This window comes from Chryseobacterium sp. 22458, assembly GCF_052044975.1.
Lineage (GTDB): Bacteria > Bacteroidota > Bacteroidia > Flavobacteriales > Weeksellaceae > Chryseobacterium.
The window spans coordinates 815,695-822,322 of the sequence record NZ_JBQEOA010000001.1 but is presented as its reverse complement, the minus strand read 5'-3'; the positions used below and the strand labels follow the sequence as shown (position 1 = coordinate 822,322).

Genomic DNA, 6,628 nt, shown 5'->3' with positions numbered 1-6,628 from the left:
TTAGTAGCGGGAACCGGACTCGAACCGATGACCTTCGGGTTATGAGCCCGACGAGCTACCTACTGCTCCATCCCGCGGTGTATTTTTAGAGTGCTTACCGACAGCACTTGCTTAGTAGCGGGAACCGGACTCGAACCGATGACCTTCGGGTTATGAGCCCGACGAGCTACCTACTGCTCCATCCCGCGATATTGGATTGCAAAGGTACGAATATTTTTTACAAATCCTAATTTTTCTTTTAAATAAGGGACTTTTATGAAAACTATTTTATTATTTGTATCTTTGTTTTATGGCAAAAATATTAAAAATTTATCCGGACAACCCACAGGAAAATCTTGTGAATGAAGTCATTAAAACATTAAATAATGGCGGGCTGATTATCTATCCTTCAGATACGATCTATGCCCTGGGCTGTAATATTTTTGATATAAAAGCCATGGAAAAACTGGCCCAGCTGAAAAAAATGAAGCTTGAAAAGTCCAAATTCTCAATCATCTGTAACGATCTGAGTCATCTTTCTGACTTTACAAGACCTATTGAAACTTCAGTTTTCAGATTTCTGAAAAGCCACCTTCCGGGTCCGTTTACTTTTATCCTTGAAGCCAATAAAAGCTTACCGCTGGCATATAAAGGTCATAAAACAATTGGTATCCGTGTTCCGGATCACCCTATCCCACAGCTTATCGTTGAAAAACTGGGCCACCCTATCGCTTCTACATCCATCAGGGATGATGATGAAATCATTGAATATTCTACAGACCCTGAGCTGATTGCAGAAAAATATGATCATCTGGTAGACATTGTCATTGATTCGGGATATGGTGATAATGTAGCTTCTACTATTGTGGATCTTACTTCGGGAGAACCGGAGGTGATCCGCCAGGGAAAAGGAATTATCTAAATCATCATTCAAAGTTGACGATTAAATGATGGGGCTTAACGGGAAATATTCTGTAGGCATTTTACTTACGTTTACACTTTTGGCAGCAGTGATGCTTTATGGTTTCTCTGTTGTCAGTACTGTTACAGGTATAAAAGGTATTACTCCCAACAGTTTTCTGCTTAGCAGAGTAGCTATCTGGATGGTTTTGGCTGCCGTATTTCTGTACAACCTATTCCTTGAAAAACAGCCTTTTTTAGCAAAGAGGGAAAAACAATATTCAATAGTGTTTTATATCAAATCGGTTATCAGTTTATACCTTATCTGTGTAGTTGGAGGTACTTTTCTGAATATCCTGCTGCAGTTTTTAATACATGAACAGACGAGCCATAAACTTGTTCAGCTCACATCGCTTTTTAAAAATGACTATTTTTTAATTATTTTTACATGTTTTACAGCAGGTGTTGTGGAAGAACTTCTGATGCGGGGCTATATACAACCGAGGATTGAAAAAATATACAACAGTCCGGTTTTAGGAATCATTGTCTCGGCAGTGTTATTCGGGATTCTTCACAGTACTTACGGAACAGTAGGCCAGGTAGTCATACCTTTCTTTATCGGGACCGTTTTTGCCGTATTTTATAAACTTTATTCAAATATCAGAATTCTGATTATCTGCCATTTTATGATTGATTTTATCTCTCTGATGGCCATGAATTTTATCGGAATTAAACATTTATCCGTATTTTAACATTATGAAAATTATAACATCTCCTGCGAAATTAATGAACGTAGAAAATACAACAAATCTGTTGAGATCTACCACTCCGAAATTCATTGAAGACGCCGCATTTATACAATCTTATTTAAAAGAAAAATCTCCGAAGTATCTTTCCGAACTGATGGAAATATCACCCAAACTGGCTGATGAAAACTGGGAAAGAAATCAAAGATGGAAATCAAAACCTACGGCCAAAGAGTCTGCACCAGCCCTGTATGCATTTGCAGGTGAAGTGTACAGAGGTCTGGATGCAAAAACGCTTGATAAAGATGCTGTAGATTATCTGCAGAAAAACTACAGAATGCTTTCCGGATTGTACGGATTGCTGAAGCCTTCTGACAAGGTAATGCTTTACAGACTTGAAATGGGACGTCATTTTGAGTTTGATCAATATAAAAACCTTTACGAATTCTGGAGAGAAAAGATTACGGATCAGCTGAATTCAGAGATGAAAAAAGGAGAAATACTTCTTCACCTTGCGAGCAATGAGTACGGAAAAGTAATTGACCGGAAAAAACTGAACCATAAAGTGATTGATTTTGATTTCTATGAGCTGAAAGAAGGCAAACTGAAAACGATCGTAGTCTATACCAAGCATGCAAGAGGCCTTGTCGTAAGATTCTGCGCAGAAACCAATGCTAAAACCGTGGATGATGTAAAAGCATTCAACTATGAAGGTTACAGAATTGATGAAGAAAAATCAACGGACTCAAAACTTGTTTTCACCAGATAAATGAATACTCCAGAAATCCGAAATATTGTATTTCCCAAAGCATTAAAACTTGTTTTTTCGATGAGTTTTATCATCAGCTATGCTCAGAAAAAAGAAATATCCATCAATGGATTTCTGGACAATCATACCTTTAACAGCTCCTATGAAGATTCAATAAACTTTGAATCTAAAAACATTTTTTCTGTTACAGAGTTTAAAAAAGCAGAACAAAAGAGCCGTAATCCTGTAAATCGTGACGGGCTTTACTATACCCGGGAATCCTATACGGAATACCTTCCGGACGGCAGAAAACTGTATAAACAGTACTATAAAGGCAACACAGATCCGGTGACAGAAAAGTTTCATTACAGAAATAAACTTCCTATTCTGAGAGAAGCAGCTGAGAAAAATATATACAGCTACAACTGGTTATTTTATGATAAAGAGAGTATTCTTCAGGAAGAAATTGATTATAAGATAGATGACAGGAAAGCTTTTATTTATGATGGATATACAAAATACAGCCATTCTTCAGAAGGCAAAAAAACTACGGTTAAAATCATTGACTACAGTTATGATTCGTTAGCAAATCCTGAAGAAGAATATATTTTTGAATTTCCTTTTCTCACTAAAAAAACACCGCTGTACCAGACTAAAGTTCATCGCTATCAATGGATACATGGGACGTATAAACCTATTGACAGTAAAGATTATGTCATTAAAAACCGGGATGTGACCTTCAGCTATGATAAAAACGGTTATCTGCTTTCAGAAATCTGGCTGGCCAATCATAATTCACTGGAAAATAAAACGGAGTACTCTTATTCTGAAGATTACCGGGAGCGTACCGAACAGCAATATCATATGCTTGGAACAGAAAAGTCTACCAAAACCCTCCGTAAGTATGATGATCACAACAACCTCATTTTTGAGCAAAGCATAGAATATACAGGTCATCCTTTATCTGCTGAAACTTATGAATACACGTATGATCAACAGGGAAACTGGATCTCAAAAAAACATTACAGACAAGATCCCGATGAAGGTGCAGACAGCAAAAAGAAGCTTATTGATTACGCATATCGTGAAATAAAATATTACACCCCTGATTCCAAGCCAAGAAGCTTTACGCTGCCTGAATTTCCTAAGGAGGCGGAGAATATCAGAACAGACATTCCAAAGGTGTCCGGAGAAAAGCAGAATACAATAGATGCCTTTCAGGATGCGGTAAAAAGTGGAAATTTCGATACTGAAATCACATTGAAGAAGGCAAAAAGTATTGAAGAGTTTACACCAAAGTTCTGGACTTTAAAAGACAAACAGTTTGGTAATCTGGACAACAGTCCTGAAGATGAAGCGGTTTGTGTCTACGAAACCCCTATGGAAGGTGATTTGGGATTTGCTCAGAGTCTGGCTGTTTATAAAAAGGAGGGTGAAAACTGGATCTTATGGCACCAGTCAACCAATCCTGTTATGTCTACCCAACATGGCGGAATGATGGGTAACCCTTATGAAGGCATGAGTATTAAAAACAAGACCATTATCGTTAATCATTTCGGAGGAAGCCGGCAAAAGTGGCATTACAGCCATAAATACAGATTCCAGAAGAACAATTGGTACCTGATTGGGGCTTCCGTAAATGTTGGAGCGCCATGTGATTATTACCAGTCATTGGATTATAATCTGTCTACCGGAGATGCTGTATTTGACTATTCATCTGAAGACTGCAATAAAAAAAATACGGTAAAAACGAAAAGCTGGAAGGAAAAAATCAATCAAAAAACACCTTCTCCTTTAATGGATGAATTTCAGATCGGCGAAAATAAAATTGAATTAAAAAGTAAGAAAACAGAAATGTTTTATTAAATACAATGACAATATCAGAACTTAAAGCAAATTTTTCAACTCAGCTTTCAGACCTTTATACAGCATCAGAAAATGCGTTTATTTTTCAGATTTTTGCAGAAAATATCCTGAAATTAAACACCATTCAGCAACGCCAGCTGGGAGATCAGGAAATTTCTTCAGAGAATGAGGAGAAATTTTCCCAGATCGTTTCAGAATTAAAAACCGGAAGACCATATTTACAGATTCTGGGCGAAACAGAATTTTACGGAATGAAGTTCTTCGTGGATGAAAATGTACTGATTCCCCGCCCGGAAACGGAAGAATTGCTTGAAATAGCCATCCGTGAGATTAAAAAAATACAGAGCACTCAATTTGTAAAAATTCTTGATATCGGAACCGGAAGCGGAGTCATTCCATTGGTTCTGAAAAAATATTTTCCGGAAGCGGAGGTTTCATCCATTGATTTTTCTGAAAAAGCGCTGAAAACTGCGAAAAAAAATGCAGATTATCATCAGCTGCCGGTCAATTTCATCCATGCTGATTATCTTCATTTAGAACTTCAGCAAAAATATGACATCATTATTTCAAACCCGCCTTATATAGGAATTGAAGAAGAAATTGAAATTGCGAACTCTGTGAAAGAATTTGAACCTAAAATGGCCCTTTTCTCCCCTACTGCCGATGCCCTGATCTTTTACAGAAAAATTGCAGAAGATTCCCGTAAACATCTGAATAACGGTGGACTTCTCTTTTTAGAAATCAACCAGAAATTAGGCCCGGAAACCCTGGAACTTTATCAGGATTTCTCTGATGCTCAATTACTGAAAGACTTATCTGAAAATGACAGGTTTATCTACGGAAAAAAATAAATAATCACTAAACACCATGGAAATCAAATCACACGAGGTCAATTCTATAAAAATAGCGGAAATCGTTTCCGGTGAAATCATTATTAAATCTGCACAGGACGGGCTGGACCTTATGGGAAATGTCTATTACCAGAGATTCGACAAAGTTATCCTTCATGAAAAAAATATCACCCCTGAATTCTTTGATCTGAAAACCGGAATTGCCGGGGAAATTCTTCAGAAATTTTCAAACTACCGTATAGCGCTGGCTATCATTGGCGACTTCAGCAAATATGAAAGCAAGAGTATGAAGGATTTTATTTTCGAAAGTAATAAAACAAAACATGTGAATTTTATGGGAACTTTAGAAGAAGCTTTGGAGAATTTCAAACACTGAAAGTAGATAAAAAACAATGGCAATACATCAAGATTCCGGAAATGACAAGGAAACAACAGATTTTTATTGAAAACTCAGCTCTGAACATTTCAGCTCCTCATCACTCCTGAAGAACCTTTACTTTCATTTGCTTTAATTTTAAGGATTAGTATTTTTTTGATTAAAATATTCAATAGCATCTTCTATGGCCTTATCAACAGGCTGATATTGAACTTCCAGTTGTTCTGCAGACTTCCGGTTAGAATAATAATTATTGATCTGAAGTGCTTTCATATTTGATGTACTAAGGTTGGTTCTGATCTTCAGTTTTCTCAGTCCATCACCCAACAATCCCAAAAAGCTCAGCACTCTATCCGGAATCGGGATCATTACCGGAGCCTGACCTGTAATTTTGTTTATCTTTTTAAAAAACTCTTTATACGTTAAGTTTTCATTTGCCAGAAGATATTTTTCTCCGGTTTTTCCATGTAAGATCGCATTTACAACTCCCTGGGCAGCATCTTCTGCATGAACAAAGTTTTTGCCACCTTTCGGATAGAAAACAAACTTCTTTTTCCAGGCCCAGAAAATAATCTTCCCTGAACTGGGCTTATGATCATAAGCTCCGATCATAAAAGTGGGATTCAAAATAACAATCTCCATATTTTTATACCGTTCCAGAAGATCATCTTCGGCCTCCAGTTTAGTTTGGGCATAGAACGAGTGGGTAAAAGGGTAAAGCTGTGGGGCGTCTTCAGTTCCCCAGAAAGCCGTATTCCCGTAGCCTAATGTATTCGCTGTGCTTACAAACAGAAACTTCCTGATGCCTGCAGCCTCTGCCTGCTTAAACAGGTACATTGTCAGGTCATAGTTGACCTTTTTATACGCTTCATGACTGAGCAGATCCTGACGGGTTTCCGCAGCAATATGAATGAAATAATCAACCTCTCTGAGAAATGATGAAAGATCGGATGAAAAATCAGTTTCAACCAGTTTCAGATTCTCGCTTTCTTCGCCCATCCAGCCGCTTTTCTTGCGCACCAGAGCAATAACAGAATAACCATCTTGTAATAATTTTATGATAACATTAGTTCCTAAAAGTCCGGTAGCACCGGTTACACACACTTTTTTCATAAATTCAGTATCCAATTTTACCCAAAGCAATATACAACCATCCTTCTCA

Annotated in this window: 7 protein-coding genes and 2 tRNA genes; 6 read left to right on the top strand and 3 right to left on the bottom strand. The window is 37.4% G+C overall.

Translation table 11 applies throughout. From position 1 onward, the window contains the following. Positions 1–4: 4 nt before the first annotated feature. Positions 5–77 (bottom strand) — tRNA-Met (locus tag ACTJJF_RS03545). Positions 78–115: 38 nt separating this feature from the next. Next, a tRNA-Met gene (locus ACTJJF_RS03540) sits at positions 116–188 on the bottom strand. Positions 189–289: 101 nt separating this feature from the next. On the opposite strand from ACTJJF_RS03540, the gene ACTJJF_RS03535 reads away from it, so the two are divergent. The 6 genes from ACTJJF_RS03535 to ACTJJF_RS03510 are packed head-to-tail and all read left to right on the top strand — an operon-like array spanning position 290 to position 5,466. Next, complete coding sequence (locus ACTJJF_RS03535) at positions 290–901, top strand: L-threonylcarbamoyladenylate synthase (RefSeq protein WP_312300574.1); 612 nt, start codon at positions 290–292, stop codon at positions 899–901. Between the two features lie 25 nt (positions 902–926). Then, the gene (locus ACTJJF_RS03530) at positions 927–1,631 is read left to right on the top strand and encodes a lysostaphin resistance A-like protein (protein WP_440698717.1); all 705 of its coding nucleotides are present in this window, start codon (positions 927–929) and stop codon (positions 1,629–1,631) included. 4 nt (positions 1,632–1,635) lie between these two features. Next, positions 1,636–2,394, top strand: a complete 759-nt coding sequence (gene yaaA, locus ACTJJF_RS03525; RefSeq protein WP_440698716.1) for a peroxide stress protein YaaA — start codon at positions 1,636–1,638, stop codon at positions 2,392–2,394. Next, positions 2,395–4,239: a hypothetical protein gene (locus ACTJJF_RS03520; protein ID WP_440698715.1), complete on the top strand. Its 1,845-nt coding sequence runs from the start codon at positions 2,395–2,397 to the stop codon at positions 4,237–4,239. Between the two features lie 5 nt (positions 4,240–4,244). Beyond that, entirely contained in the window at positions 4,245–5,090 is an 846-nt protein-coding gene (gene prmC / locus ACTJJF_RS03515) for a peptide chain release factor N(5)-glutamine methyltransferase (RefSeq protein ID WP_440698714.1), read from the top strand. Between the two features lie 16 nt (positions 5,091–5,106). Then, positions 5,107–5,466: a DUF4180 domain-containing protein gene (locus tag ACTJJF_RS03510; RefSeq protein WP_440698713.1), complete on the top strand. Its 360-nt coding sequence runs from the start codon at positions 5,107–5,109 to the stop codon at positions 5,464–5,466. 138 nt (positions 5,467–5,604) lie between these two features. Here the strand turns inward: ACTJJF_RS03510 and ACTJJF_RS03505 are convergent, their stop codons facing one another. Then, entirely contained in the window at positions 5,605–6,579 is a 975-nt protein-coding gene (locus ACTJJF_RS03505) for an NAD-dependent epimerase/dehydratase family protein (protein WP_440698712.1), read from the bottom strand. Positions 6,580–6,628: the final 49 nt, after the last annotated feature.

Bases quoted from the DNA above. Each gene is read 5' to 3' on its own strand.
- ACTJJF_RS03535 (WP_312300574.1), top strand. From the start codon at position 290: ATGGCAAAAATATTAAAAATTTATCCGGACAACCCACAGGAAAATCTT.
- ACTJJF_RS03530 (WP_440698717.1), top strand. From the start codon at position 927: ATGATGGGGCTTAACGGGAAATATTCTGTAGGCATTTTACTTACGTTT.
- yaaA (WP_440698716.1), top strand. From the start codon at position 1,636: ATGAAAATTATAACATCTCCTGCGAAATTAATGAACGTAGAAAATACA.
- ACTJJF_RS03520 (WP_440698715.1), top strand. From the start codon at position 2,395: ATGAATACTCCAGAAATCCGAAATATTGTATTTCCCAAAGCATTAAAA.
- prmC (WP_440698714.1), top strand. From the start codon at position 4,245: ATGACAATATCAGAACTTAAAGCAAATTTTTCAACTCAGCTTTCAGAC.
- ACTJJF_RS03510 (WP_440698713.1), top strand. From the start codon at position 5,107: ATGGAAATCAAATCACACGAGGTCAATTCTATAAAAATAGCGGAAATC.
- ACTJJF_RS03505 (WP_440698712.1), bottom strand. From the start codon at position 6,579: ATGAAAAAAGTGTGTGTAACCGGTGCTACCGGACTTTTAGGAACTAAT.